The organism is Niastella sp. sgz303648 (genome assembly GCF_059587045.1).
Map to the genome: position 1 here is coordinate 169,250 of NZ_JCAPSW010000010.1, position 25,448 is coordinate 194,697.

General features: G+C 39.1%; 17 protein-coding genes. 4 read left to right on the forward strand and 13 right to left on the reverse strand.

Annotated features, from left to right (window positions below):
* Positions 1–10 precede the first annotated feature (10 nt).
* The 10 genes from traJ to AC59IL_RS26630 all read right to left on the reverse strand — a co-directional run bounded on the left by traJ (position 11) and on the right by AC59IL_RS26630 (position 8,446).
* Positions 11–1,219, reverse strand: a complete 1,209-nt coding sequence (gene traJ / locus AC59IL_RS26585) for a conjugative transposon protein TraJ (protein ID WP_496555256.1) — start codon at positions 1,217–1,219, stop codon at positions 11–13.
* Positions 1,220–1,221: 2 nt separating this feature from the next.
* Complete coding sequence (locus AC59IL_RS26590; RefSeq protein WP_496555257.1) at positions 1,222–1,857, reverse strand: TerB family tellurite resistance protein; 636 nt, start codon at positions 1,855–1,857, stop codon at positions 1,222–1,224.
* The gene (locus tag AC59IL_RS26595) at positions 1,854–2,474 is read right to left on the reverse strand and encodes a hypothetical protein (RefSeq protein ID WP_496555258.1); all 621 of its coding nucleotides are present in this window, start codon (positions 2,472–2,474) and stop codon (positions 1,854–1,856) included. Before AC59IL_RS26595 ends, AC59IL_RS26590 begins: the two co-directional genes overlap by 4 nt.
* Before the next feature lie 2 nt (positions 2,475–2,476).
* Complete coding sequence (locus AC59IL_RS26600; RefSeq protein ID WP_496555259.1) at positions 2,477–2,926, reverse strand: hypothetical protein; 450 nt, start codon at positions 2,924–2,926, stop codon at positions 2,477–2,479.
* Between the two features lie 33 nt (positions 2,927–2,959).
* The gene (locus AC59IL_RS26605) at positions 2,960–3,640 is read right to left on the reverse strand and encodes a conjugal transfer protein TraI (RefSeq protein WP_496555260.1); all 681 of its coding nucleotides are present in this window, start codon (positions 3,638–3,640) and stop codon (positions 2,960–2,962) included.
* Positions 3,641–3,658: 18 nt separating this feature from the next.
* The gene (locus AC59IL_RS26610) at positions 3,659–6,133 is read right to left on the reverse strand and encodes a TraG family conjugative transposon ATPase (RefSeq protein WP_496555261.1); all 2,475 of its coding nucleotides are present in this window, start codon (positions 6,131–6,133) and stop codon (positions 3,659–3,661) included.
* A complete protein-coding gene (locus AC59IL_RS26615; RefSeq protein ID WP_496555262.1) occupies positions 6,090–6,455 on the reverse strand; it encodes a DUF4133 domain-containing protein in 366 nt (121 codons plus the stop codon). Before AC59IL_RS26615 ends, AC59IL_RS26610 begins: the two co-directional genes overlap by 44 nt.
* Positions 6,456–6,581: 126 nt before the next feature.
* Entirely contained in the window at positions 6,582–6,914 is a 333-nt protein-coding gene (locus AC59IL_RS26620; RefSeq protein ID WP_496555263.1) for a DUF4134 domain-containing protein, read from the reverse strand.
* A gap of 78 nt (positions 6,915–6,992) precedes the next feature.
* Entirely contained in the window at positions 6,993–7,502 is a 510-nt protein-coding gene (locus AC59IL_RS26625; RefSeq protein ID WP_496555264.1) for a hypothetical protein, read from the reverse strand.
* A gap of 131 nt (positions 7,503–7,633) precedes the next feature.
* Positions 7,634–8,446 (reverse strand): RteC domain-containing protein, encoded by an 813-nt coding sequence (locus AC59IL_RS26630; protein WP_496555265.1) that lies wholly within the window; start codon positions 8,444–8,446, stop codon positions 7,634–7,636.
* A 436-nt stretch (positions 8,447–8,882) separates the two neighbouring features.
* On the opposite strand from AC59IL_RS26630, the gene AC59IL_RS26635 reads away from it, so the two are divergent.
* The 4 genes from AC59IL_RS26635 to AC59IL_RS26650 all read left to right on the forward strand — a co-directional run bounded on the left by AC59IL_RS26635 (position 8,883) and on the right by AC59IL_RS26650 (position 12,898).
* Positions 8,883–9,632: a LytR/AlgR family response regulator transcription factor gene (locus AC59IL_RS26635; RefSeq protein ID WP_496555266.1), complete on the forward strand. Its 750-nt coding sequence runs from the start codon at positions 8,883–8,885 to the stop codon at positions 9,630–9,632.
* A 10-nt stretch (positions 9,633–9,642) separates the two neighbouring features.
* On the forward strand, positions 9,643–11,538 hold the full coding sequence (locus AC59IL_RS26640) for a histidine kinase (protein WP_496555267.1): 1,896 nt from the start codon (positions 9,643–9,645) through the stop codon (positions 11,536–11,538).
* Between the two features lie 216 nt (positions 11,539–11,754).
* Positions 11,755–11,937: a hypothetical protein gene (locus AC59IL_RS26645; protein ID WP_496555268.1), complete on the forward strand. Its 183-nt coding sequence runs from the start codon at positions 11,755–11,757 to the stop codon at positions 11,935–11,937.
* A 157-nt stretch (positions 11,938–12,094) separates the two neighbouring features.
* Positions 12,095–12,898, forward strand: a complete 804-nt coding sequence (locus AC59IL_RS26650; RefSeq protein ID WP_496555269.1) for a DUF1266 domain-containing protein — start codon at positions 12,095–12,097, stop codon at positions 12,896–12,898.
* Positions 12,899–13,831: 933 nt separating this feature from the next.
* Here the strand turns inward: AC59IL_RS26650 and AC59IL_RS26655 are convergent.
* The 3 genes from AC59IL_RS26655 to AC59IL_RS26665 all read right to left on the reverse strand — a co-directional run bounded on the left by AC59IL_RS26655 (position 13,832) and on the right by AC59IL_RS26665 (position 25,448).
* Positions 13,832–16,189, reverse strand: coding sequence for a hypothetical protein (locus AC59IL_RS26655; RefSeq protein ID WP_496555270.1), 2,358 nt, complete (start codon positions 16,187–16,189; stop codon positions 13,832–13,834).
* A 326-nt stretch (positions 16,190–16,515) separates the two neighbouring features.
* Entirely contained in the window at positions 16,516–17,028 is a 513-nt protein-coding gene (locus tag AC59IL_RS26660; RefSeq protein ID WP_496555271.1) for a hypothetical protein, read from the reverse strand.
* A 5-nt stretch (positions 17,029–17,033) separates the two neighbouring features.
* Positions 17,034–25,448 (reverse strand): endonuclease toxin domain-containing protein, encoded by an 8,415-nt coding sequence (locus AC59IL_RS26665; RefSeq protein ID WP_496555272.1) that lies wholly within the window; start codon positions 25,446–25,448, stop codon positions 17,034–17,036.

A 25,448-nucleotide genomic window follows, 5' to 3' on the forward strand; every position in this document is an offset into this window, starting at 1 on the left:
TAGAATTGATCTAAGATTTGCCTGAAAGTTTGTTTTGCTGATAACTATCTTTCATATAAGGTTCGGAGTTAGCAGCATCGGCCATTGGGTACATGTATTTATCGTTGCCTTGGATATCCCGGCTCATACTGCCACCTCCACCCGATCCACCGCCTGCCCCACTAGTCATAGCTGATATCATTAAAGATTTTCCAGCAGCAACCATGCGGTTTGTTTTACTCATAAGTGCGTTGGCACCGCTGGCATGAATGACATAATTGGCAATGCTGGGAATAGAGAAATATCCGAGTATGGCTACTACCAGGAAAATCAGATAAGCTATATCCGTTGGTCCAAAACCTATTAAATCACCTGAGTTTGTTTGGTTGATATCGAGTTTTAGCATGCCTTGCTGGATTTTCCCAAGCATGGTGCCCATTACGTTGGCGATAGGAAGCCATAGATAAATATTTATGTACCTGCCGATCCAGACCGGAAGGATATGTTGGAAACCGTCATAGGCAGCGAGGCATAAAACAAGTGGACCCAAAATTGCAAGGATAAGTAAATGAAATGTCCGCATTGCATCAATGCACAATGCAGCGGCATAGTAGAGTATTTGCAAAAAATAGGAGAGCAGTATTTTTACAAGGAAAAAAACGGTGTTCGATAGAATGCTCAAAGAAAACTTGAAGGCTCTGCCAGGTGTTAGTTCATTTTGCTGGTTATCCGCATCAGGCTGCTGGTATTTATACCAATCTTTATTATCATTATAACCAAGACCACCAAAAAGACCTTCCCATTCATTACTACCAACAATATTTTTTGCCCGGGTTGCGAGTAGGCGCTCAACGCCCTTGTTAGAATCCTTTACCATTTCACTGGTAGTAGTAGTCATTGGTTTTAAAATTCCATTCATAACACCCAAAACTGTTGGGTAAAAAGTTATGACCAGTGCAATACAAAATGGACGGAGCAAAGGAAAAAAATCAATAGCTTCAGCGTTTGCAATATGTTTCCATACACGATAAGCGATATAAAACAGGGCGCCAAATCCTGCGATAGCACGGGCCATGTCTATCAATGGTGCACAAAGAGGAACCATTTCTTTATACAAATTTTCCAGTACAGTGTGCAGGCGCTGTACACCACTGCCGGATGTTTGAGCTTTTGAGGCGGAAGGCAGGAGCCAGATGAGCAATGCCACAAAACCGCTTCTATATAAGGCTTTATTTTTCATAACTATTGTTTTATGCCAAATAGGCGTGATAAATCGTCAACATCTTGTAGTCCTTTTTTCTTTTGTACGATGACCAGGGTTGTTTTATCATTGAAATACCGCAAGAATTGAAGCTTATCTTGCATGTCGGCATAAATGCGATCAATAGCGTTCAGTCGTTCGGCATCGTTCATTCGGAGTTGACCAGAAGTGATGATCATTAAAAGCTCGTCGAGGTTTTTTAAAGTGCGGTCAACTAAATTTTGGTATACATCCTGGAGGTATTGTAGATCGTCAGCATTCAAAATATTAGCAGAAGAAAATTGCCTGAAGGCTTCTTTATATTCTTTTACAAGTTCAAGCTGCAAAGAGATAATGTCGGCAACACGTTTATACTTTTTTACAGTAGGACTGGCTTGAAGCAAGCCATCAAGAAATACTTTGTGAAGATTGAAATTACCTTCAGCCAGGTTTTTTATGTTATTATAACCTTTGGTAAGTATCTGGTATCCTTTGTACATATTTGTTAGAATTGCACGAAATTGATTTAGCTTTTCAAGATCAAGCATCAATTGCTGTAATTCTTCTGACTGAGCTTTCACTGACTTAAAAGAAAAGAGTGAAAAAGTGAATAATATGATGGTTATAATAAGTCTCATGGTGCATACATGTTTTTTAATGTTTGAATGTCTCGCAGTTCGTGGGTGCGCTGTTGCGAGAGTGATTTCATCTCATCGAGAAAAGAAAAAAGGTGTTGGTATTTCAGGCTCATGTCATTCCATAATTCGTCGATTCGATTGATACGTTCATCATCGGACATTTCCAATTCTCCATTGGTGAGAACGGTGGTGAGATCATTGACATCAGCAAGGGCGAGATCAAGAAGGTTACTGAGAGTTTGGAACAGGTAGTCAATTTCTTCTGGTGTAAATGAACCGGATTGCTTGAACTGCTTATAATTATCTTTATAGGCAGCTAGCATTCTGATTTGCATAGATATCATATCAGCTACTTTGCCATACTGTTTCACTTTTGGATTGACCTGTTTTAGACGGTCGAAAAAAAACTGGTGAAGATGAAAGTCGCCGTTTTTGATATCGGATACTAGGTTTAATCCATCCTGAACTATATTATAACCTTTTATAAGATACCCGATATAGACCTGAAGCTTGGCTATTTGAACAAGCATTTCCTTTTTTTGATCTTGAGCATTTACAACCTGCGAAGACCAGGTACAGCAAAAAAGTATAAATAGTTTTTTAATAAGGTCTGTCATGATTAGATTTTTAATTGATTCTTGCTTTTCGGCTCATGATTTATAATTTCTCTTGCTGTTCGGAGCTGGCGTTCATCGCAGAGAATCTGATGAACTCGGGTGGCTTTTGGGAGATCATACATATTTCGATCAAGCAAAAAGGGACGTTTTATTCCGTCCATGCGTGCTATGAAGCTCTTTAGTTCAATGTCTTTATTCGCCGGATCAAACACGTAATGGAATGTGAATGCCACCAGGTCCATATCGTTATTGAAAAAACCGTATGCGTCGATAAAAAAATCCTTTTCGGTTTTACTGTGTAGTCTTGATTCTGCGACGCAGCTGGAAAAAAGGTATTCAAGTCGTTTCATAAAATGACCAGGTTCATCCGGGGAACCAAGTCCGACTTCATCATAACCGCGCTCCTGCAATAACTCGCGGTGATTTTCCAGTTTTGTTAAGAAATCACTCATGATATGCTTTATTAGTTTATTGATGAATGGAGGTTACTCGTTTATTCCATACAGTTCTTTTACGGTGTTGATATCCTGTAGGTCTTTGGCACGTTGAAGGCTGAGTTGTATGTTTTGGTTGGTAAATGTTCGCAAGTCGCGTATATAGGTTTCAATTTCATCGGCAGACCTGTTCAGCAGTGTCAGGCGTTCGGCGTCCGACATTTGCACAGTAAAAGATTGAACAAGCAGGAAAATATGGTCAATGCTTGCAATACTTTTTTCAATAATCCCTGAATACACTGAATAGATGTAGTCAATTTCTTCATCTGAGAAATGCTTATCCTGCTTCACAAGTGCGAAGGCTCTTTTATACTCGGTGACCAATTGTTTTTGTTTGTTAATGATCCCTGTGATACGACTGTAGTAGGCGATAAGAGACTTTACTTTCCACAATTCATCGAAATACTCCTGGTAAATCGCTTTTTGCTTTTCTGTCCAATCAGCAATTTCCTGCAGCTTTAACTTTGAAAGGGTATTTTCGATTTGCTTTTGGACATTTTGCAATTCAATCGTAGCATTTTGTAGACGTTGCACCTGAAGATCGATGGCCTTTATAGCTTTTATTATTGCTTCTTTGATAATATCTATTACTTGCGCTTCACCTCGTGTAGGCATGATTAAATAACCAAAGCAGAGAACAATGATGATAAAAGCTTTTTTTATTTTATTCATAGAATAACCTTTAAAGGTTTATGCAGCATTTTGATTACGGAGGTGGTTTGCAAGCATGGCAATTCCTTTTTTTATACTGCCATATTTTTCAGCGTAAGCCTGTACTTTAATTTTTTCCTTTTCTTCGGTTGTATAACACAGGTATTCTTCCAATGAAACTTCGGTTCGGTATACTTTACTCAGGAGACTTCCCAAACTGATGAATACTTCTTTGTATTTTCGCATGGGATCATTGGCCTTGTTCATGGAAAGAATCAGTGTCTTTTCTTTTTCTGTGAGGCCAAGCAATTCCTGTATATGTTGGAACTTATTTATGTACTTGGTTTGATCAAGTAAAATTTTGCAATCACTATTATTTATAATCGCATCTTTTACAATCGGTGAGCTGATAATGTCATCTACTTCCTGGGTAACCACTGCTGCTTCGCCAAAGTGTTTGCGTACGGTCTTAAAGAGATATTTTATATATTCTGCCATACCCTGCCGCATGATTGATTTCCAAGCTTCTTCAATTAAGATAATTTTACGGATGCCTTTGAGCTTTCGCATCTTGGTTATAAAGGTTTCCATAATGATGATCGTGACGGTTGGGAATAATATCGGGTGATCCTTTATGTTATCAAGCTCAAAGACAATGAATGGTTGAGATAAAAGATCAAGATTTTGCTTTGAGTTAAGAAGGTAATCGAATTCGCCGCCGCAATAGTACGGCTGGAGGACATAGAGAAAATTGTCAATATCAAAGTCTTTTTCTTTGATCCCCTGGTTACGTAATTCCAGCAGGAAGGTATCTTTCAAATAGTCGTAGAATGTGTTGAAACAGGGGAATACCGAGGTATTTGTTTTTAGGTAATCAAAATATGCCTGCAAAGCATTAGAAAGCGATACGTATTCACTGCGGCTGAAACTTTCATCATCCTTTTTCCATAATGCCAGTAAGAGTGTTTTGATGCTTTCTTTTCGTTCAGTATCGAGATCTTCATCGCCCAGGTAGAAAGGATTAAATCGGATAGGATCTTTTTCTGAATAGGTAAAATAATAGCCGTTTACAAGTTCGCAGAGTCCTTTGTAGCTATGGCCAACATCCACAATTACGCAATGAGCACCACGTTCCAGGTAACTGCGCATCATGTGGTTGGTAAAAAAAGATTTACCGCTACCGCTGGGGCCCAAAATAAATTTGTTGCGATTGGTACATACGCCTTTTAATATAGGTTCGTCCGAAATGTCCACGTGCACGGGTAACCCATTAATTCGTTCACTTAGTCGTAAACCGATGGGCGATAAGGAACTGCGGTAGTTTGTTTCCATGTTGAGGAAACAAGTAGCTTGTTCGCAAAATGTATCAAAGAGTTCATTACCTGGAAGGTCAGAAGCATTTCCCGGCAAGCCTGCCCAAAAAATTTGGGCGGCGCCGGTTGTTTCAAGTTTGGTACGCGCATCCATCTGCGCCAGTGCAGCGGATACGGTATTGCGGATATCTTTGGAGCGGTCTTTATCAGGCGTCCATGTTAAAATATTAAAATGCGCCTTTACTGGTAAGCGTTGGCTGGAGATTGCTTCATTTAAAAAACTATTGACAGCTTCACGCCCAATTGAATTTTCACGGGAGTATGCACTTAATGATTGGAGACGAAGCCGTTTGCTTTCCAGTTTTTTCAGTGTGATCTGCGCATCATCGATCACTATATACTGATTGTAAAGATGATTGCAGTGTAATAGCTGACTTAGTGGCGCCGCAAAGGCCACGCTGAATTTCGTTTTATCGGTGCTATATCGATCGTAATTAATTCGGGGACCACATAGCGAGGGAAGGTTTTCTACATCTGCCAGTGTGAATAGGCTGCAATGAAGATCACCTATCTTAATTTCTTCACCGATGCCCAGGTCACGGATAACCGGTGGTTGTCCTGGTTGAAGGAGGTAGCAGTATTTTTCGATTAGCCCCGGTCTGTCATCTGTGCTTACCAGATCCGCATCGGTTATGCGGTGTAATTGAATATAACCCGAATCTTCAAGAATTTTGCAAAACTGCCCCACTTTATCCATGAACCCTTCGATCAGTTTATTGTCAAGCGAAGTTTGCGGAACCAGAGTTGGCCTAATCAGATTTGAAAAAAGCGAGTTGGTTAATTTACGGCCTGTAGGCTTTTTGGTCAAAAACAGATAGCATTCGTGCGTGAGATAAGGACGCTCATTAAAAAAGCGTTCACTTGCCTGTGATAAAAAACTTTGTTCAGTATTTGAGAAATCAGCCTGGTAATTACTTTCTGTAAACCAGTCTTGCTTATGTACAACGGTATGAAGTGGCAATACACGGATTGCCTTTATCCAAGCCTGGTGTAAGGCTTCAAAATCACTGATGGCAAGGGTAAAAATTTCCGGAAGTTCAAGTCTGAATGCAACGGTGATATCTCCTTGCTTGGAAACGATACAATCATTTTCTACTTTATATACTGGTAGTATATCCTCTAGTTTTCTTATTTTCCTCATGAGATTGTTGATTTAGCTGTGTGAATACTTTTCTTGTTCTCGACTGGACGCAAGCCGGTAAATTGCGTCGGGCTGCTTTTTTCATAAGGCCATGTTCACCATGTTTATGACTAATGTGTTGTACGGTGAAGTATAAGCCGGCTCCTGCGGGTAGAATGATGAACATGCAGGCATAGGTGTTAACTCCGGCGATGAAAAGGATGGCAAACAAAAGAAGCAGACTTACCATGCCCACGGCGAGGTAAATAATGTATTGCGCTTTGATTCCTTTAAACTCCAGGGAGCGGTTGACTCCTTTATTTATTTCATATACTATAGCCATGTTAGAGTAGTATTTTAGTCCTCACGTCAACCCGGCCCGCTGTGTATACATCGTTTTTTGCCGGGTGACGGAGGGTTTATGCATTAATGAAGTTTTTGAATAGCCTGCTGTAAGGAGAAAGGATGGCTATTGCAATCCAAAGAAGACTTTTAAAACTGTCGCAACGACAACTAAAAAAATACAAGCACCAAACCACGCGGCCGCAGTTTTGTTCGTGTCTGGGTCACCGTGCGACCACTTGTTATAAACCTTGACTGCTCCAACGATTCCTACGACGCCTCCTATCGCGTAGAGTAATAATTGCGCTTTGGCGAAGTATAATTTTACCATATCCGTCGCTTTCTGAATCCCGGCTTCACCATCCTGGGCGATTACGGTGGTTACAACCATGAGTAAAATCAGAAACACAATAGCTTTCCTGGAGGGGCATACTTTCCCCTTTCGGTTTATTCTGTACATAACCGTTATTTTAATTGAGTAAATGAGGGATGAAATAGCCGCTTATCGGCACTTATTGATATTTGTTTCCGTTAGTTATCATACCCAGAGTTGCAGGAGTTGATCCTTTGTGAACCTAATATTGCAGTCTCTTTCCACTGTTACGGAAATGAAACTATTAATCGCGTCAAAATATTCGGTACCATCGAAAATCCTGTACTGGCTGACAATGGATTTGATTCTCGTAAATACATCGTTTGCATTTGGAGAGGTGGAAGCAAGACTGTTGACAGTATCTTGCACTTTTTCTACAATAATTTCAGCAGCTTTCAGTAAAGCGGTTTCTTCATCCTCGATGATTTCCATTTTAGGATCTTCAGAATAGCCTTTTTCTTTGGTAATGGTTGCATGTTCATCCTGATCAAGGATTGGCCGGTCAATTAGGGCAGGAGGATAACCGGAGGCTGGTTGGCTGAATTGCAGCGAGGGGCTGTTTTTAGATTTAAATAAAGTGGGACTTATTTTCTTTTTACTAAATGAAAATATGCCACAAACCGCGACTATAACTAATACAAACAGTAGAAAGATAGAAGTTATATCAGTAAACATGATGCTAGATTTTATGGTTAAAAAATAAGTTTTGTGAACCTTTACTATGCAAATATGGCTATGCTGGAAGGCGGGTTATCAGAGTGTGACCCGAGGCTCGGGAAAATTATTTTGGAGAAGGAATAAAATGATTACCTGTGATCCTTGTTTTCTAGTTGATCAATATATTTCAGGTAGCTTTCGCGGAGACTATCAAGAAAGTTGGTGTAACCGGTTTTACGACGTAGAATTTCCTGGAAGTCGCGGGTTGGGTTTGTCAGTTGTATATTAAATACAAATTGGAGGTAATCGGTGATTTCTTTAAGGGTAGCTTTGCCGTTATTAAAAATGCCCTTTGCTTTGGCTGCATAAGCGAATTCAATAAGAGCACTTTTTGGATCTGTCCAGGTAAGAGGTTGAGGTTGTGATGAAATAAAATTTAATCCGTGTTTGTCATCTTGCCCTGAAAGAAGGCTTTTTTGGATGTAACCTACCAACAGTTCATTAGCTATTATACGTGAAAATATATATTCGAAGCCTGTGGAAAATGATGGATGTGCGTTAATGTCATAGATGCGAAAGGAAAGCGGGGGTTGTTGTCTGTTTCGCAAAAACAATTTTTCGTCAAGATAAGTTTCACCGGCACGGTGGTATTGGTACCAGAATCTGTTTTCTTCAAAAAAACGAAGGATTTGGTCAAGTTGGTTTTGAAGGTAGATTTTAATACCCTCTTCACTTCCAATAGGCCGGCTTACGTCTATGTTGTATAGTCGGTGATAAAAAATTAAAAGGCTATAAAATTTGGGTTTAATTACTTTGAAGAAAGTAATTTCTTCGGATTGGCTGGAAAAACTATTTTGTATTACATACTCCTGAAGAATGTTCATAGATTCCCTGCAAGCCTGCATGGCTTGTAATGCCTGGCCGAGCGAAATAACAGGCTTTTCCTGCTGGATGGTGGCCAATTTCTCAGTTAATTCTTCCAGCAGGATTTCCCAAAAGGGCGGGAATTCTTTTTAGCTGCCGTAGTCATGATGGTAAGGTGTTTTAATTTTCTTACAATAGCTCAAGCAGGAAGTTTAGGAGTATATATTCTATGGCAATTAGTTTCACATTATATATATATTGATATGTTTAAAATTCTTAAACATTTCTTAAAATCAATATATTTAATAAAGGATCATTTTTTAATTTCGGATATTGTATTTAAAGCTTATTCAATTTACCTAAGATATGCATCTCTTTATAGGCTAGTCAATATTTGCCTGATATAACTCCAGATTCGCAAAAGGGAAAAAAATAAACGTTTTACCGGAATCAGATTTGAAGGGTAACACCTCCACCATACGTAATCGATACATATGGAGCGAATATCTATTAAATCAATTAAACCCCCGGACCATGAATCATCCCTCACCTACCGAGGTTCTAATCGTTGAGGATCAGTTGGCAATTCGAAAAGATCTTGAATTGTTGGTTGGTCAGCAACCGGGCTTTATTGTTATGGGGTCTTGTGGAACTGTTCAGGAGGCTATAAAAATGATTAGATCTAGAACGCCTGACATTTTATTATTGGATATTAATTTAGGAGACGGAACTGGGTTTGATATCCTGGATAAGATTAGCAATTTGTCATTAAAGGTTATTTTTCTTACGGCGCATGCTGAACATGCTATAAAGGCGATAAAAGCGAATGCTATTGACTACCTATTGAAACCAATTGATCCAGGGGAATTAAGAGATGCACTAAAAAAAGCATTAAACACAACTCCTCTTTCAATTGATGACCTTAAGTTGGCGTTCGAGTCATTAAAGAAAAACGACGATCAGCAAAAGATTGTACTTCGGTCCTATGATTTTTGGGAAATCGTCGATTTAAATAATATCCTTTATTGTCATAGTGTGGATGGTTATACTACCTTTTTTTTGAATGGGGGTAAAAAAATTGTTTCGTCACACCACTTGAAAGAATACGAGGACAATCTACCTGCAAGCCAGTTTTTACGACCCCATCAATCGTATATAGTCAATAACAGTTATATAGAACGGTATAGAAAAGACGGTTATCTGATTTTAAAAGATGGAACAGAGATTCCTGTTGCCTTGCGTCGTAGAGATATAGTTAATCGCTATTTCAATAATCTATTATAATACTTTTCCAATGTATCGGCTCCTATTGTTAGCTTTCATTTTTGCGTATTGCAAACAGTCCAAAAATGATTATAATCATTCTTCGGAAAATGTAGATTCATTAATAACGCTATTAAAACAACGCGTTAATCCATATTTCCACAATCGTCAGCAAGAAAAAGCAGGAGTTGTGCTGGATAGTTTAAGAGGAACCGTTGAAGAAATAGACAATTACCGTCTAACAGGCGCTTGGCTTCGTTTAAAAACGGTAGAAAAAACGATGAAGGAAAGTTTTGATAGCGCCACTTATTATGGGAAAAAAGCTTTGAAACTGGCTCTTGAACAAGACACTTCAAATAGAGAGGTTATTGCGGCACAAATTCAATTAGCAGATGTTTTGAAAGAACAAAACTTAAACGATTCTGCTTTGAAATACGCACGGGAAGCATATTACATGGCAAAGAAAGTGGACACTTTAGGGCTTCCGCTCATTTGTCTGCGTCTGTATGAAATTTATTCCAGGATTGGTGATCTTTCTATGCAACGGTTGTATTTATTTGAAGGGCTTAAATACAGTAAGCAGCCTACTCATAAAACAGTGTTCGCAAATAACATTAGTCGTTATTATGCCGATATAGGACAAACCGATTCTGCCATTGTGTTTTTTAAGGCAATGGAAAATGATACAAGTTTTTCCAGTCCTTATTTCAACGCTGTAAAATTCGAGAATCTTGGAATACTCCTGACAAATAAAGAACGGTACAATGAAGGATTGTATTATCAATTAAAAGCTACTGCCATAAACAAGGAAATGGGTCAAATGGATGCTCTATCATATTTTAATCTTGCTGCTACTTACCACCACTTAAAAAAATATGAAAATGCGATTAAAAACCTTGATACAGCTTTAACATTAGCAGTTCCTGCAAGAGATTGGCAACTTATCAAAAGGATATGGCATGCTAAGGCCTTGAATCTAAAATTACAATCCAGGAACGAAGATGCATATGCCTCTTTGGATTCAGCCTATAATTATTATGGCATTGAGGTGGATTCTTCCATATTATTGCGTGAAAGAGAATTGGAAACAAAATATAAAGTCAAGTCTAAAGATGACGAAATAAAATCACTTGCATTTGCAAATAAAGTTAGTAACAGAAGTAACAGGCAGCAGCGTATTATAATTTTTACTTTGATTACCTCTGGACTGTTGATCGGTATTATTGTTTTTCTTATGTGGAGGCGTCGGAAATTACAAATGCAAGTAAGAGAAATCGAATTACGCCAGCAATTGTTACGGACACGCATGGAGCCTCATTTTCTTTTCAACCTTTTAAGTGTTTTGCAAAGTTTTATCAGAGATAGACTTTATGAGAAATCTTCGCAATATCTTACTCAATTTTCACGATTATTACGGCTAAGTTTAGAAAATGCAGGATACAGTTATGCGTCACTTAAAGATGAAGTTTCAGCCCTGGATAGCTTTTTAAGATTGCAAGAAATGAACCTTGAAAATTTTGAATATAGAATTGAAGTACTCGGGGAACCGATAGAATATGATATTTCCATTCCACCAATGCTAATACAGCCCTTCGTTGAAAATGCTATTTTACATGGATTTCCTTCATCAGACTACAAAGGATTTATTTCTGTTTGTATTATTTGTAAAACACATGCATTACGAGTTACCATCGATGATAATGGAGTTGGTCTTAAAGACATCTCAACTAATAAGACCACTCGATCAATGGCGATAATAATCACCCAGGAACGATTGAATATTTTAGGGAAGCGGTTTCATAGGCCAGCAAAACTTCAGATAATTGATAAAAAAACGGCAAAATTAGGTCAAGGCCTTACTGTGGAGTTAATTATTCCATTTGAAAAAAGACGTAAAAATAAATTACAAACACAAACAGCGGCATAAATCAATAGGAATGTTGGTGGTCCGTCCCCATATTTATTAACGAATATGCCCGAAAGCCTGACGGATTTCAAAAAGGTATATGCGTTTCGGCATTTGGGGATTTTACGATAAAGGCAGGACCTAAGTTTGTCCTGATAAAACATTAAAAAACCTAATTATGAAAAAGCATAAACTTGTTTTGATTATGTTAAAGGGGGTGGTTCAACTATTAGTGCTATGGGCACCAAAGACCCTTCTTCTTCAAAGATGATCAGTAAGTTATATTCAAATGGGAACTGGGTGGAAGTTTCTGAAGTAATACTTGAAGTATCTGGGGGTGCTAAACCTTTTGATTTTATGTTCACCCTTGATGAAGTTGAACAATTGAAGAAGGTTCCCGAATGGACAGGATCTATATAATTAAGAAAGAGAAAAATTTTGATGATGTCGTTGCAGAACATGTAAGCGTTAAGTACCCTTCTAGAATTATCGGACCAGATGATAAACTGAGTTTCGATGTGAACTTGGCTCCCGCTATTTGCAATAAGCATTCTTTATAATATTATAATCAAATACCATGAATTTTCAGGATATTGACAAATACATTCAATCGCTGAAGGCTCACGGCTTCAGCGATGAAATGATAGGTGACTTCCTTCGTCATATGGAAGTAACGTCACAAGCTACTATTTTACTCAATCCTGAAAGTACACTTACACGTCAGCAACAGTGGGCCATTGCTTGTGGTGCAGATGTTGCATTTGCGAATGGTCAATATCTCAATGAGCTTTCCACTGGTCTTCAAAGACACGAATGTCTAGGATTACTTTCAAATTTTTGGGAAATTGGAAGTAAGAGCAAGGCGTTGGAGACAATTACCTGGTTATTTAAGGAAGGCCATCGAATACAATTTGATATCTTTTGGCAGGCAATGAATATAGTTTCCATTGAGGAAACCAAAGAATTTCTTTGGGAACATATTGTTAAAGATACAAATGAAGAGGTGATAGCGCTTCATCGTTTACGAAATTTGCGGCATGGTTTAGATGTATTTAAACAATTTAATCTGTTTGATACAGATACCATACCCAACATGCTGATTTGGGATTTTGCCCGAATTATCAACCTATCACGTGGATGTTATGATGCAGGTTATTTTTCGAGGGAGGAAGCCCTGGAGTTTATTATGAGCAGTGTTGGGCCGATCCGGAAAACTTATAACTCGTGGAGACAGTTATCGATATCCTACCAGTTTGCACGTTACTTTTGGAGAGGAATAGATGAGGAAATTTTTAAACAACTGCTCGCTGGTATGCATTTGTTACTAACCCATCCGAATAGCCCATGGGTCACACTAAAATGGGAATATAGCGAAGTATAGTGGTGACTCTGTAACCCCGGTAAAGAAAAAGGCCACAAACAAGTGGCCTTTTGGTCTTTACCATATTTATTAATCGAAAACTTGATGGTACTCAAAGGTACGTTATTGTACTTTTGAAAGCTATGGGTTCAAGCAATTATTTAAAAATATATTAGTCTAAAATTATCTAAATATGCTCGACAAACAATCTATGAGAATTCTGGGAGCTATCATGTTTATCTTTGGTATAATTATCATATTTACAATCAATAAGAAAAGATTTAATCGAAGGACTATAACAGGCATGGAGGTATTTAACTCTTATGAAGATTCTCTTACTACACGTGGTGGAGAGGGATGCCTTAAAATTATTGCATGGGTATTCATTCTTGGAGGGGGATCAATGTTTCTTCTTTCCTTAGATTAAATAGCCATCTTAATAAGCTGCGAAATCATAGGAAGTTCAGAAGACCCACCTTATAAAGCTGTCAAATTGCTTCTCGAAAACAATGAGATTGCTTCCTTTGAAGGTATATTTAAATTTATACCGAGGTCTATCGTTGCTAAAACCGGCTTCCTGTGAAATTCCAGATACTGAAAGTAGGGGCGCTCATCCTGCTGCACTGTTTTTTTCATATAAGTATATTTAAGTACAAAAAATAGGAACTAAAATGCAAGTTCCAATAATTGGTATTTTTATTGATTGCAATCAACCATTCAACTTACTACGGAATGAATTATTTTTTAGCTGGATTGAACAAAAAAATTACGAAACGTAGTATTTCAATGCTTTATAATAATTGAATTATATATTTGACCTCACCTGTTAAGGTGGTTTACTCTTCCTCTTGAAAACAGAATTGATCCCGGCAGGCTAAGGGGCACCGGTTTTTTTTATTAGAATTATCTTCCATTGTTGGACATTGCCAGCCTTGTTGAGGACACCATTAGTGATTAATTCATGGCATCTAGCAAAACCATATAAGCAGAAACCGAATTCCCTGTATGATTATCACTAAGTGTGGCGGTTATATTAAGTGTTTGGCTTGTTGATAAATTAACTGTAGTTGCGCTTGTTCCATTATCTATTTTACTCACAAAACTGTCACCACTATTTATCATCCCCATCGTAAACACAGTGCCGGAGGAACCGGTAGACCTACAGGTTAGTTCAGAACGTAATTCAAAAGATATATTGCTTTTGTTCGAACCTAGGGATATCAAATTTTGAGCTATCACTGTTGAACCTAACTTGATTTTAATAGTAAGATTAGCAGGGTTAGCATTAGAAGTTGAATATGTTCCATGTAATACAATTCTAAATGTTTTACCTACAAACCAGGATGCCGCAGGTATTGTCAAACTTCCTGCACCAGAAGAAATAAGTGTTGTTTCAACATCAGAATTACTTATAGTAGCAGTTGCTGTTTGCGCAAAGGTTTGTTTCGATCCCACCTTTTTTAATAGACTATCTGCAGAAGACCAAACCACAACGCTATCAGTACTACCTCCAACTGGTAAAGCACTCGGGTATGGTTTTATTGTATTGGCCGTTGAATTACCATAGGTAGTTACCTGCTGTAAAGTGAGTTTGTTAATGGGAGTTGTCTTTTTTAATAAACTGTCTGTTGATGACCAAACGACAACGCTATCACTGCTACTACCAACTGGCAAAGCATTTGGGTAGGGCTTTATTGTATTGGTCGTTGAATTACCATAGGTAGTTACCTGCTGTAAGGTGAGTTTGCTAATGGGAGTTGTCTTTTTTAATAAACTATCTGCTGCCGACCAAACAACAACGCTATCACTACTACTACCAACTGGCAAAGCATTTGGATATGGCTTTATTGTATTGGTTGTTGAATTGCCATATGTAGTTACTTGCTGCAAGGTAAGTTTGCTTAGGGGAGCTGTCTTTTTTAATAAACTATCTGTAGAAGACCATACTACAATACTGTCGGTACTAGCTCCAACCGGCAAAGCGGAGGGATAAGGCTTTATTGTATTCGTAGTAGTATTTCCGTAACTCGTTACTTGTTGTAATGTCAAGGGAACTATAGGCCAGTTACTCATTTTAAAAACATTGCCGGAACCATCTATAATTAGCGGCTTAAAGCTGGTTGTGTCTGATTTTGAAGAAATGCTTACTAGCTTTAGCGTATCGGTTATCCTAGCTGTTCCTACAACATGAATTTTATCTAAAGGATTTGTTGTTCCAATTCCTAATTTGCCAGTGCCCGTAAAATTTACGTTATACCCATTTAATGGAATCTCCCGATTATTATTGAGGGCAGCAGGATTTCCAGTTGCTCCTATTGATTGACCCAGTTGAATATATCCTGCACTAACTGATAAACCGTTATTTGCAGCTCCTAAAACTGTTGGCCAATTAATCATCCTATATACTTTACCATTACTATCAATAACAAGTGGCTTAATTGTATTTGTATCCGTAGAGGAAGGTAACCTTTTCAACCTAAAATCTAAAAGATTAGATACCCTGTAATCTTCTCTTTCAAACTGAAAAAAGCTAGGAGTATGCGTAAACATCGAAAAAATTCCTGCCGCTGTATCAGCTCTTAAAATAATAGCACCCTCTCCAGAAGCACTAATGCTGGCTGTTTTGTACGGTCCATTGCCCTGACTAAACAAACTTGCTGAGCCATTATAGCTCAAATTTAATTGAGACTGTATATATCCACCGTTTAATGGTTTTACCTCAGCACTGATTCCGGTACCCCAACTTGGCCGGGCCATATATATATCTGTATAAGCCGATCCTGTGCCAATTAAAGACGGCGCTTGATGATAAATTTCCATAGCGTTTGTATCCATTAGCACGTTATTTTGGCTTAAATTACCTGGTCCGTTTGAAAGAAGTTTTATTTCCCCAGATGAATCTATAGAAACTAAACCATTAGTTGTTGCTCCAATGTCATTCGACTTAAATTCAATTTTACCGAAATTATTAAGAGTTAGATTTCGATTTGCACCATCATGAATTCTATGATCAGTAAGGGTAAGATTCGTGTTAGCAAAATTTGCTCCGCCAACTCCTCGTATTAAAAATGTATCCCCGCCAAAGACAAGCATAGAATCATTCAACTTTACCGCTCTCCGAAACTCAGTACGACCATTCCCTTTGTTATAAAGAAACCCTTTCACATTCTTTGTACTGTTTTCCAGATTTAATTCGGCAGTACAGGAATCGTTTGTAATTAATACACTATCCGCCTTGATCTTATAAACAAACTGGGCTTGCATTTCGGTTATCGCGAAAGCGAAAACAAGAAATAATAAAATCTTTTTCATTTAACTAGCAGTTTATCAGGGTTAAAACTTTTTGGGCATAAAAATCTTATCCCAAATATTTATTCAGGTTTACAGGAATCTTTGATATTTTAAATGATTACCGGGTTTAGGGATTCTATTTGTTCGAAGGTTGTAAAGTTTGGTTGCTTTGGTCAGACATATAATCTATCCCTCGTTCAATAGCTTGTTTAGCTGCAGCCTTATTAATTTCCGTTTGTTTTCTTAACAAATTTTGGATGCTATTTATTTCACTTTTAATAGCTTTCTTTAGTTAATTTGTACCAATTCGCGGAGATTTATCCAAGATCGCTTTTTTTATCCACCAACTACTTTGATACATTACCTTGCTCATTTGCATAATAGCCCTCTGTCAGTTCTGGTATTCTTCTTAAAACTTTTTCTATTGTTTCAATTATTTCTTTTGGTGTTGCATCTGCACTAAGCACTTCGATCCCTTTTTTGATTCCATACAATGAAGTATTTTCCCTTAAGTAAATCATTGGCGTGATCTGAAATTCCTTTTTCTCTGTATCTAATTCAATTGTGCAATGATAGCCTCCTTCATAAAATTTCTTCCAACTTTTAAACCCTAAATCATCCAATATAGCTTGAGCATGATGTTTCGGATTTTCCGGCATCTGAATATTAATCGTACTGCGCTCCAATGCTTGGTTTAAAATATTAAACTTTTCATCGGAACCCAGTGAATGCCATTCAACCTTACTACTGGGTAAAGTATTCATCCATAGTCCCATAGTTGTTAAGGATGATGAAAGGATATATGCTTTCCCATCTCTTAAATTAAATTCAATACTTTTTAAATTATAAACCTTTTGCATATTTATTATTGTTCTTTAGGGGATGGTTTTGGAGCTATCAAAACTGCATTATTTAAGGAAAACTGATTTGGGACTCTACTATTTTTCAATGTAAACTGAACACCCAAGGACTCTGCATGTACTCTTGCTGCATTGAGAGCTGCTCTCTGTGCGCTGTTTGCATTGCCAATCGTTAAAACACCCAATTCCCTTGTTTCTATCATATTACTACTAAGCCTAAAACCTTTTCTTGTTGCGCTTACAAAGTCTGATATTTTATTAGTATAACCATTCAGTGTTGAAGTAATCGCCGAAGGCCTATCCAAATAAGTGGCTGCTGTCAAATCAATTGTTTTAGCACTGGTTGCAATACCATTTGCAAAATTATCAAAAACAGGGAAATTCGTAGAAGTGGCATTCAAATTACTTCCAAATGCCTGCTCACCCAAATCACCTTGTGCACCAATTAACATATTCGCACTGTTATTTATCAAAACCCTTTCACCAACTGCTTGAATACCTCCAAAAGCTAAAGAGGTTGTATTTAATCCAGCTCCAATTGTCGTTTTGTAACCTAAACCACCTTCTCCCATTAAATCTTTAGCAAGTCCTGGACCATTTTTAACATTCGTGTATGTAATATATGCATCATTGGCTGTATTATAAAGTACGTCTGAAGCAACTCCAAGAGCTTGTTCTCCTGAATTAAGCTGTAATTTTAATAATTCTATTTGCAATTTTGCTTTTGCCCAGAAATTTGGCCCCGAACCTTGGGTAATACTTCCATTGTTTCCTCCATGTAATCTGGTATTTAGTGCTTTAACTATTGGTGTTGTTGGATATCTATTTAATGAAGTTGATTCCCGAGCCAACTGATTTCCATTATTAGAAGTTGTAGGGCTTTCCTCCATTCCATCTAAATCTGTAGCCCAAATAGGTTTATTACCTGCAAACTGATAAGGCGTATACCACGGATAGTCTTTAGTCAAAGGATCATCACTCAAAAACCTTCCCACCCTCGGATCATAAATCCTCATCCCATAATCCTGCTGATTCCCCAAACCCTCCACCTCATTATCATTCTCCTTGCCATTAAACCCAAACCGATATGTATTTCCAGCGCTATACTGCCGTCCTGGTATCAACATTCCAAATGGATAGTAATCGTTTTGCGCTAATATTTCGGGCAGATAAAAGTCAACTCCGGTAGATGATATAAGTTTAAACCCAACTTTTTTATCATTTATTGTCGCCAATACATTTCCTAAATGATTGGTCAATTCATAAGTTCTGCTGCCCCATAGCGCACTATCATAAATTGGGTTGTTATTCTGTACTACAGGTGGAGATGAGGGCACTGTAGTATCCCATTGATACATACCCAACCGGCTGCTACCATATAAATACTGTTCGGTCCATTTCAAAGATGCATTGGCCGACGAATACGTATACACCGATAAAATATTTCCCTGGCCATCTCTAATATAATACGTGTTATTGTTTGTCCCTCCACTAACCGTCTGCTTGAATGTACGGTTGCCAAGCGCATCATATCCGAAATTAATACTATTCACCGCGCCGGTATCTCTTTTAATGCGGTTTATTTTTCCATATACCGTCCATCGGATTGTATCCAAACCCTCAGAAGCATCTGATATCAGGTTGCCAATTTTATCATAGCGATAGTTATTTGCTGACTGGTTATCAAGGTCAACCGCGTAGTTAGCGCTACCGACTGAATCCTTTATATAATTCAGTTTATTATTTACTAGAAAGTTATTGATATCGCGGTTATACTGATAAGTTAAACTATCCATAGCCAGCGGGGAACCTGAACTGCCCGAGCCTTTTCTTAGATACTTTAAGATGTTTCCGTTAGCATCATAAGCAATGGATTCCCTGTATGACTGAATAATATTGCTATTGCTCCATGTACTGCCTGTAGTATGCTGCCGCATTTCAACAATACGGTTCAACTGGTCATACCCGTAACTATAGCCAGTGGTTGCGCCATCGTTGATTTTTGACAGGGCAAGGGTTGTATAACTGATATTTCCGTTAAACAATTGATTACCGGTGGAATTCAGAGAACCAGGGAACTGGTATACATGCTTATTGAAAGCCTGTGCATTTGTTCCGCCAATTGCTTTATAGTCATTGTCATAATACCCCAACTGAAAGGCAAAGGCATCTTTTGAAACCCGGCTAAATGCAGTACTGCTCTGGCCATCACTGCCTATTTCAAGGCTGGAATTCAGCGTATCTGCATTAATGCCTTTGAGCCACCCCTGTAACGTATAAGCATAATCAATACCCTGCACTTTTAAGTGACCAAGCTCCGTACGCGCCAGCGGGCCGTGCAGGTAATATAAATAACTGGCATCTTCATTCCATATCAATTTATCTCTGCTGCTATACGCCCTGATAAGCCGGTTATCGGCATCGTAGGAATATTTATAGAAGAACTGATCACCTTTACCGGCCTGGTAGCTGACCATATTTACTTTACCGCTTACCAGGTCGTAATCATAATCAAGTCTTTTTTTCCCATTAGTAGTATCTACAGCAACGAGCGCCTTTACGTGTTGCACAAGCGTACTTACATTCCCTATTATATCGTAACTATAGAGTGTTGAATCACCCCCGGTGTCCGTAGCGTTTTCCAGGTAAACACTTGCAACTACCCGTTTGCGCGAGGTAGTGGATGATTGAATGGCTAAATTAACCGGATCATCATAAAAGGTTTTTGTTACCTGCCGATTTGTACCTGAGGCAAGCCAGTTATTTAGCGCAGTGGTATCGAGCAGGTTAATGCTACGAATATTTGTAGATGGGCTAGATTTTTCACCTACTTCTATAGTGCGGCCCAACAGGTCATATTTTGTATAGCTGAACCTTCCGGCCGATCCGCTATAGGAGGCAGTGTCTTTTTGTTCTTTGTTTTGCGAAACTGTTAACCGCCCCAGCCGATCGTAAAAGAATTGGGAAGTATCACCATCAGGACTGTATTGTTGTAAAACCTCATTAAGCGAATTATACGCATACGTTGTTGGCAACCGGTGGGCCGGGAAAATCCCGTCAAATGGTTGCCAGGTAAAGCCGGTAAGGCTACCAAACTTCTGACTGATCAAATCTTTCACAAGGTTACCGGCAGCGTTGTTCATAGCGCTCCAGAACAATAACCCGTTTTTACTCACAGGCAACTGGCAAGGGTTATATGTATTTTGCCTGATCTCTGACGCAGGCAGTATACGATTATATATCCGCAAATTCTTTATAGTACCCCTTAATTTTCCCGGCAGCGCAAGATGGGCCGCGTTATGAGTTCCTACCAACAGTGCTGTATCACCTGATAAAATAGTAGCACTGGGAATGTCGTTTGAAGTGAACTGTAAGGCGACCGGATTTCCATTTATCCAAATGGCAACGGGTATATTGGGATCACCCGTACGCTGCACGACCAGATTTGTCCATGTATTTAATGGTAAAATGGCCGGAACATTCAAAACAGATACAGCAATAGCTTTACGTTGAACCGTGTCGGCGCCAATGCCATAAAGATTTACAACCAGTTTATTACTATCCACTTTAATTACCATTCCCGCCTGCCGGTAAATCAGCCCGCTCCCTGTACTATATGAGTATTCCCGGATTTTAGATGCCAATACCTGATTAGAAAAAGAATCAAGGTTCAGCATCATTTCGGCGGTAAAAGGTCTTGTTTCAAATGAGTCTGCTACTGTCCAGTTGATTTGACCATTGTTGTTGAAATGAATGCTGTCTGAATACTGGTAACAACCTTCATTTTGCAATAGCCGATACAGTTTTACCAGGGCCAAAGCACTGTCATTTAACAAGGCAACGCCTTCGGGCGGTATGGTTTTAACGAGATTGCCACTTTGGTCGTAGTAATACAACGTATAGTGATATTCCCATAAGGTGGCTGTCATGGTAAGGTAAGGCTGTACATTCAAACAGCGTGTCATATAAGCTTCCCTGAAATCCCTTCTGACCGAATCTATATAAGCCAGATAGAGATTGTTTGCATTGGTAAGCGCCGTTGCAAACAATTCAGCCATGCAATCGTCTCCGTTATTATCTATCGTTGCTTCTTTTGTAGAAGGCTGGTTACAAAGACTTACACTGTATAGCGAATTAGCCGAACAACTATCGAGGTAAGTTTTATAATCATCATATGTGAGCGAATACCCAAAGCGGTGATTACAGAAATTGGCAAATAGTATTTCGTAATCATTGTTGGTAGTTGAGATACCCGGAAATTTGGCGTTGAATGCCGTTAAGGCAGACTGAATAGAATCGCATAACAAACAAGACGGCGCATTGGGCTCAAAGGCCAATGGCAATTCTATATCATCTTTTAAAAGGCCACTGCAGTTGCTGCAACTGTTCAGTAAATCGTCCAGTTCAAGAGAATCAAGATCATAAGCCGACCCGAGGTATTTTACGAGGTAGCTATGGAATGAACCCGCAAATCCAGATGCCTGGTAAGCAGTTTTATATTTCCTGATCTGCTGGCAAATATCATAATTGGTTTCAGTGATCGTTCTTTGTGCATATACCGGCTGTTTATCATAGGGATAGGGATTGGATAACAGCTCTGCTGTGCAAGAATCATTCACAGCTCCTGAACCAAGAATGCCTACAATTGCTTCTTCAAAGCTGTGATAAGTAGCCGTTATGCCGGAAGGAATACCGGATGCTCCCAAAGGATGATCGGCACTACAGGCAGCTGAACAAACATCGATTAACGCCTGCTTCAACTGAGCCAGTTTAGCGGTATCAGTAGTACAACGTTTCAATTGATTAATCCAGATATCGGCCTGCGCCTCACAATTGGAATGACATTCGCTGATAATATTCTGCGAACTAGTTGATGAATTTTGCCGTGGATTACTGCTTAATACACCGTTTATAAAATCATTGCTATTAACATACTCAGGATATCTACGAATTTTATTCTGGTAAAGCGAAGCATTTTCATTGTCAGGGCAGGAGGATGGATAAGAAGCTACATTACAAATGCCACCACAGGTTGAATCATACGTACACACCCAAACATTAAAAAACTTACAACTGCTGTTAACGCCAGTTTTTAGAAGATAATTGCTAAAGAATTGGCAATTGCCATACCCCGAAGGCACTCCGGTCGGGGAAGAACCAGGGGTACCATATTGAATAAAGAGTGAAATATGATTTTTATCATAAGGCGTATAGGTACCAGCGGGGCAACTATAGTTACAGGTGGTGCTATCTGAAAATGGCGTGTAGGGAAGCGTATCACAAAGAGGCTTATTACAGGTAAATCCGGCAGAGCCCAAAACATCTTTCCCAATGTAACAATTCACACAATTTGCAAATATGGGGTTGCTGCTCGTTCGGCGCGCTTTCTCATAAAACGCTTGTTTTAAATTAAGATACAACTGCTGATATAAAAACCACTCCCGATTGCGGCTGCGGCAGGCACTATCAGGAAGGCAAGATTCCCAGCCATTGCCCTGGTTTTTGCAGTAAAGAATAACATCAATAAATTTCAGGATGTTTTTATCTGGCAGTGAGGTGCGGGCATAAGTTCTTGAAAACAACCGCAGGCTATCGCTCATCTCATTACGCAAGCCGTAACCATTACCGCCCGATAAAAAGAATGGATCATGCGCCAGGATGGTATCATATACATTGGGATTAAACCAGCCCCTTGCCATAGCAGTATCGGCATCCAGCCACGTTTCAATATCCCGGTCAAAATCATAACTGTTGGAATTGGAAATACACCACAAGTAATGGCAATATTCAGGGTGTAACCGCACCAGCGAATCGGCCCATTCATCTTTCCAGTTGACTATAAAAAGGGAATCGCTTAGGTCTTTTACATCGAGTTTTACGGAATCCTCCCCGTTTATATTAAATAGCTGAACTGAATCCCTGTTTCCAAAAGCATCGGTATACCAGGCAATCTGACTGCGTTTTGCCAGAACGTTTATAGAAGATTCGAGTAAAGTATAATTACTGCTGTCATATAATGCATACTGCCCCCCGGGCGTTACATCCATCTTTAGCAAATCAAGCTTTTGATCACATATATTTATTGCACATTCACTTTGAATGGCTGCACAATGGGCATAAAGAGAATCATATAAAGAGAGTACAAACAGCGAATCATCCGATGAGAAAGAAACGGAATCTGCAGTATAAAAGACCTTAAACCGCTGCGAAAATTCTTGCCTGGTACCAAGCGCATCCATACAGGTTTCACAGTTACTGTAGCAACCATAAAAATCAGTGCGTTTTAGTTCATCCAGTAAAAAATAGTTCAGCTTTTTGATGTCTGAATTCTTTACCAAATGTGTGCTGTCGTAAAAATCAAGCGCCTGCTTACTAACTACCAGCCGGTAGGTAACATAGTATTCGCCAACTGCATTGATGGCTACACTGATCGTATCCTGTAAAGCACCCGGTGGATTACTGCAAGCGGTATCAAAAATTGTCCCGGCCGCTCTTGTTTCCTCGCGAACCGTATTGTTGCAATTGTCTTTTACGATGATATCCAGATCATAATAGCAATTACTGCAAATCACACTGTCCTTATTGGGGCCATACAGTTTTTCCATCCTCAAAGGGTCTACCCGGTAGTTTAACAGGTAAGTGCCGGTAACAGGTGCCAGAAAAGTGGCAGTTGCAGCAACGGAATAGTTCTCAGGATTTTTTACAAAATCATCTGGCTGCAACAGATCCGAGGCCATTGTAGTACTGGCGCCGCTGGTAGATGGCAGGGAATGCATGTTGGCAGGAACCGATCCGGCAAGTGCAGTTGCTATTGTTTTTCCATATGAATTGATGTAACTCACGCTTATTTGCCCGTTGGGGTCTATGACCATATTTTTCAGGTAATGGCTGGCGTTGCCGGCTTCTGTACCAAATAACCTGTCCAGTTCGGGTTGTTGCGGTTTACCATAGAAATATTTTGTATCGTGACCTGCATTTAACCGAAAGGTTGCACCCACTCCGCTTTGGGCTTTAATTCGTCCCGTGTTATCGGCCATATATTCTTTCGCCATAAAGGGGTAACCTTCGGCAGAAGGAATATATTTGGCATAATAGTACCTGTTTAAAAATGGACTATTACCAGAATAATACTTTCCTGCTCCGGAAGCAAGTGTAATTGAATCGGGTGTTGTTGCACAATCACTTCCATAAGATAAATCTGAAAAACTATATGGATCGCCGCTTCCATTCTTATTAAATCCCCGGAAGTAATGTATGGTACTATCGTCTGCAGGAGCAGGTAATACCGAAACGGCTGGCCGACCGAGGGCATCATAGATCGTTTCCTGAACTATGTTTTTGTTGTCTGAGTTGTTGATTGTAACAGACTGCCGGTCGCGCAAGGTGGCATCAAAATAAGTTATGATCTCTTTTCTTTTTCCCTCTTCAGCAAAAGAGGCTGTATATTGCAAGTTCAGGTTTGGTTCATGGGCATCAAAGAAAACCACCCCTGAAGGACAGGTTGAACAACTTGCTGATATTTGCCGGGCCAGGTAGTTCCAGTTACCTTCCCATCGCAGGCCATCAGGATAATGTATTTGAACCCCTCTTATCCTGAATATAACAAAGCCACTATCATAAGGAATATTCAAAAGATAACCGGCGTTGGGAGTCGTGATTCTTGTACTGTTATTGGTAAACCATTTATCAAGGGAATCATTTGGCACTGTATATCCGCCCGATCCCTGATAGTTTCTGATAGAAGTTGCAATCTGGCTGGCCCCGTCAATGTGAGTATATTCCAGGTCAAACTGTTCAGCGCCAGGATAACTGGAGGGTGTCCATTCGAGTTTCAGTTGATTTGTATTGATCACTGAATACCGGGTAACGTCGGTACTACTATCCTGAAAAGTGTATTTTCTATCAACAATAATTTGCCCCTTTAATCGGAAAATAGCAGGAATCGGGCTAAGTTGTAGAGCTGATATACTCAGAAGCCTTACCTTATATTTATAAGCACCTGCAAATTTATACAGAGCTATTCCCTTATACGGCTTGCCGGTAATTGTATCGTAAATAACTTTTAAGGAAATACTGGCATGGGTAACAGAATCTGTAATCTGACTGGTATCGCTTTGGTTGCCGTAGATATATATTTTGGCATTTACACTACAATCAAATGGCTGGTTATAAAAATATACCGTTGTATCAAAATTGATCTCAAAAGAAAGAATATCGTCAACAGAAATATTTTGGCTAATGAGCGACCATGAAGAGGAACTATTGAATTTTTCATCGGAAACTGTAAATGAACTTCCTGCCACTACCTGTGTACCTTTAATTTCGTTCATATACGGTTCCTGGCCCAGTGCCTTAACGTTAACCAATAGCCATCCTGCTATAATTAACCAGGCTTTTGACCAGCGGATGCGATATTTCAT

Coding starts and splice junctions, on each gene's coding strand:
- AC59IL_RS26610 (WP_496555261.1), bottom strand. CDS start 6,133: ATGAGGAAAATAAGAAAACTAGAGGATATACTACCAGTATATAAAGTA.
- AC59IL_RS26655 (WP_496555270.1), bottom strand. CDS start 16,189: ATGAAAAAGATTTTATTATTTCTTGTTTTCGCTTTCGCGATAACCGAA.
- AC59IL_RS26620 (WP_496555263.1), bottom strand. CDS start 6,914: ATGTACAGAATAAACCGAAAGGGGAAAGTATGCCCCTCCAGGAAAGCT.
- AC59IL_RS26650 (WP_496555269.1), top strand. CDS start 12,095: ATGAATTTTCAGGATATTGACAAATACATTCAATCGCTGAAGGCTCAC.
- AC59IL_RS26665 (WP_496555272.1), bottom strand. CDS start 25,448: ATGAAATATCGCATCCGCTGGTCAAAAGCCTGGTTAATTATAGCAGGA.
- AC59IL_RS26595 (WP_496555258.1), bottom strand. CDS start 2,474: ATGACAGACCTTATTAAAAAACTATTTATACTTTTTTGCTGTACCTGG.
- AC59IL_RS26605 (WP_496555260.1), bottom strand. CDS start 3,640: ATGAATAAAATAAAAAAAGCTTTTATCATCATTGTTCTCTGCTTTGGT.
- AC59IL_RS26590 (WP_496555257.1), bottom strand. CDS start 1,857: ATGAGACTTATTATAACCATCATATTATTCACTTTTTCACTCTTTTCT.
- AC59IL_RS26615 (WP_496555262.1), bottom strand. CDS start 6,455: ATGGCTATAGTATATGAAATAAATAAAGGAGTCAACCGCTCCCTGGAG.
- AC59IL_RS26635 (WP_496555266.1), top strand. CDS start 8,883: ATGAATCATCCCTCACCTACCGAGGTTCTAATCGTTGAGGATCAGTTG.
- AC59IL_RS26640 (WP_496555267.1), top strand. CDS start 9,643: ATGTATCGGCTCCTATTGTTAGCTTTCATTTTTGCGTATTGCAAACAG.
- AC59IL_RS26660 (WP_496555271.1), bottom strand. CDS start 17,028: ATGCAAAAGGTTTATAATTTAAAAAGTATTGAATTTAATTTAAGAGAT.
- AC59IL_RS26600 (WP_496555259.1), bottom strand. CDS start 2,926: ATGAGTGATTTCTTAACAAAACTGGAAAATCACCGCGAGTTATTGCAG.
- AC59IL_RS26625 (WP_496555264.1), bottom strand. CDS start 7,502: ATGTTTACTGATATAACTTCTATCTTTCTACTGTTTGTATTAGTTATA.
- AC59IL_RS26645 (WP_496555268.1), top strand. CDS start 11,755: ATGGGCACCAAAGACCCTTCTTCTTCAAAGATGATCAGTAAGTTATAT.
- traJ (WP_496555256.1), bottom strand. CDS start 1,219: ATGAAAAATAAAGCCTTATATAGAAGCGGTTTTGTGGCATTGCTCATC.